Source organism: Amycolatopsis kentuckyensis (assembly GCF_002155975.1).
Classification (GTDB): domain Bacteria; phylum Actinomycetota; class Actinomycetes; order Mycobacteriales; family Pseudonocardiaceae; genus Amycolatopsis; species Amycolatopsis kentuckyensis.
Map to the genome: position 1 here is coordinate 1 of NZ_MUMI01000849.1, position 2,145 is coordinate 2,145.

2 protein-coding genes are annotated in these 2,145 nt (G+C 71.2%); one reads left to right on the plus strand and one right to left on the minus strand.

The genetic code is table 11. From position 1 onward, the window contains the following. A partial coding sequence (locus CCN39_RS48605) for a proline--tRNA ligase (RefSeq protein ID WP_086853988.1) occupies nt 1-1,694 on the minus strand: 1,694 nt, incomplete at its 3' end. Between the two features lie 123 nt (nt 1,695-1,817). Here CCN39_RS48605 and CCN39_RS48610 point away from each other — a divergent pair. Then, nucleotides 1,818-2,145: VOC family protein (locus tag CCN39_RS48610; RefSeq protein ID WP_086853990.1), on the plus strand; the 328-nt coding region annotated here is incomplete at its 3' end.

Genomic DNA, 2,145 nt, shown 5'->3' on the forward strand with positions numbered 1-2,145 from the left:
TCGCGGTCGCCGGAGCGCCGGTCCTTGACCTCGACGACGCCGTTGGCCAGGCCGCGCCCGACGACCAGGATGGTCGGGACGCCGACCAGCTCGGCGTCGGCGAACTTGACCCCCGGGGTCGCCTTGCGGTCGTCGAGGATGACCTCGACGCCGGCCGCGTCCAGCTCGGCGGCGATCTTCTCGGCGCCGGCCGCGATCGTCTCGTCCTTGCCCGCGATGACGATGTGCACGTCGAACGGCGAGACCACGCGCGGCCAGATCAGGCCGAGGTCGTCGTGGTTCTGCTCGGCGAGCACGCCGACCAGCCGCGAGACGCCGACGCCGTACGAACCCATGGTGATCCGGATCGGCTTCGAGTCCGGGCCGAGCGCGTCGACCTCGAAGGCGTCGGTGTACTTGCGGCCCAGCTGGAAGATGTGCCCGATCTCGATGCCGCGCGCGGCGACCAGGGTGCCCTGCCCGTCCGGCGACACGTCGCCCTCGCGGACCTCGGCGGCCTCGATGGTGCCGTCCGGGGTGAAGTCGCGGCCGGCCAGCAGGTCGACGACGTGGTGGTCGACCTTGTCGGCCCCGGTGACCCAGGCGGTGCCGGGGACGATCCGCGGGTCGGCGAGGTAGCGCACGCCGTTGTCCTGCAGCGCCTTCGGGCCGATGTAGCCCTTGACGAGGAACGGGTGCTTCGCGAAGTCCGCCTCGTCGAGCAGCGCGACCTCGGCCGGCTCCAGCGACGCTTCGAGGCGCTTCATGTCCACTTCGCGGTCGCCCGGGACGGCGACGCAGACGAGCTGCCACTCGTCCGAGCCCGGCTGACGCGTCTTGAGCATGACGTTCTTCAGCGTGTCGGCCGCGGTGAAGGTGCGGCCCAGGTTCGCCTCGTTGAGGAAGGCGACCAGCGTCTCGATGGTCGGCGTGTTCGGCGTGTGGTGCACCTGCGCCTCGGGACGGCCCTCGATCGGCTGCGCGGCCGGCGCGGGCGTGACGACGGCTTCGACGTTCGCGGCGTAACCGGACTCGGTGCTGCGGACGTAGGTGTCCTCGCCCGTCTCGGCGACCGCGAGGAACTCCTCGGACGCCGAGCCGCCCATGGCGCCCGACGTCGCCTTCACGACGACGTACTCGAGGCCGAGGCGGTCGAACAGCTTCACGTAGGCGTCGCGGTGGGCCTGGTAGGAGCGCGCGAGGCCGTCGTCGTCGAGGTCGAAGGAGTACGAGTCCTTCATGACGAACTCGCGGCCGCGCAGGATGCCGGCGCGGGGGCGGGCTTCGTCGCGGTACTTGGTCTGGATCTGGTAGAGCGTGACCGGGTAGTCGCGGTACGAGCTGTACTCGCCCTTGACGGTGAGGGCGAAGAGCTCCTCGTGCGTCGGGCCGAGGAGGTAGTCGGCGCCCTTGCGGTCCTTGAGGCGGAAGAGGCCGTCGCCGTACTCGGTCCAGCGGCCGGTGGCCTCGTAGGGCTCCTTCGGCAGCAGCGCGGGGAACTGGATCTCCTGCGCGCCGATGGCGTTCATCTCCTCGCGCACGACGGCCTCGATGCGGCGCAGCACGCGCAGGCCGAGCGGCAGCCAGGAGTACCCGCCCGGGGCGACCCGGCGGACGTAGCCGGCACGTACCAGGAGCCGGTGGCTCGGTACCTCGGCGTCCGCCGGATCCTCGCGCAACGTGCGAAGGAACAACGACGAAGTCCTGGTGATCACTGCGGGGCTCCCTGCGCCGGGCGGGTGTGAAAGTCCCGCTCAGGGTAGTCACTCACCCGGCCGTGACTCCAACGGGTTACTCGGCGGCCGGTTTTTGTCGGTGGCCGCCGCTAGCTTCGGGGCATGGCGATGCACATGGGCATGATCACGATCGACTGCGCGGACCCGGAGAGGCTGGCGGAGTTCTGGACGGCCGCCCTGGGCACGGCGGTCGCCCAGGACCACGGCGACTTCCTCATCCTGGCCCCACCCCCGGCGGGCGGGCTGACGGTGGGGCTGCAGCGGGTCCCGGAGCCGAGAGCGGGCAAGAACCGCGTCCACGTGGACTTCGGCTGCGAGGACCGCCGGGCCGAGGTGGCGCGGCTGGTGGAGCTGGGTGCGAAGGAGGTGGCGGAGCACGAGGTCCCCGGGCTGGCGTGGACGGTGCTGGTGGATCCGGAGGGCAACGAGT